A 693-nucleotide genomic window follows, 5' to 3' on the forward strand; every position below is an offset into this window, starting at 1 on the left:
GCCCCGCCCCCGCCGGGCCCGGGTGGTCTCACTCCTCGCGCCAGTTCCGGCGGTCCCGGGCGAGCGCGTGGAGATACTCGACCCGGTCCGGCTTGAGGACCGGCGTGCCGCGGTCCAGCACCGCCGGCGGTGTTCCGTCGGTCATGTCGAGGACCGGGAGGTCGGCGGGGCGACGGACCATCCGGATCCGACCGGCGACCACCGCGAGGACGGGCCGCACCTCCACCGGCTCACCGGCCGCGCGCCCCAGGACCCGGGCGGCCCGAACGGCCGCCCGTCGGGCGAGCCGGGGGTGGGGTTCGGTGCGGGAGCCGACCCGGATCAGGTCCCCGGCCGGTTCGGCGCCCGCCGGGGCGCCGATCACCACCGGTGCGCCGCCGGCGTGGACGGTGTGCACCGCGAACACCCCGCCGGGGCCGATCGTCAGGTGCGCCAGGACGGCGCGGGCCGGCAGGGGCAGGGAGTGCAGGGTGCGGCGCCCGGCGGGTTCGAGTCGGTCCAAGGCGGTTCCCACCAGGAGTTCACCGGCCAGGCGTCGTTCGAGTTCGTCCAGGTGGGCACGGCGCCCACCGCGAGGACGGGCCGCACCTCCACCGGCTCACCGGCCGCGCGCCCCAGGACCCGGGCGGCCCGAACGGCCGCCCGTCGGGCGAGCCGGGGGTGGGGTTCGGTGCGGGAGCCGACCCGGATCAG

2 protein-coding genes are annotated in these 693 nt (G+C 78.6%); both read right to left on the reverse strand.

Features of this window, described 5'->3' with window-relative positions; translation table 11 throughout:
* Positions 1–28: 28 nt before the first annotated feature.
* Positions 29–502, reverse strand: coding sequence for a hypothetical protein (locus FOE67_RS27660; RefSeq protein WP_228474373.1), 474 nt, complete (start codon positions 500–502; stop codon positions 29–31).
* A partial coding sequence (locus tag FOE67_RS29855) for a hypothetical protein (RefSeq protein WP_438874328.1) occupies positions 424–693 on the reverse strand: 270 nt, incomplete at its 5' end. The genes FOE67_RS29855 and FOE67_RS27660, both read right to left, overlap by 79 nt.

This window comes from Streptomyces calidiresistens, from assembly GCF_014141525.1.
GTDB lineage: Bacteria > Actinomycetota > Actinomycetes > Streptomycetales > Streptomycetaceae > Streptomyces > Streptomyces calidiresistens.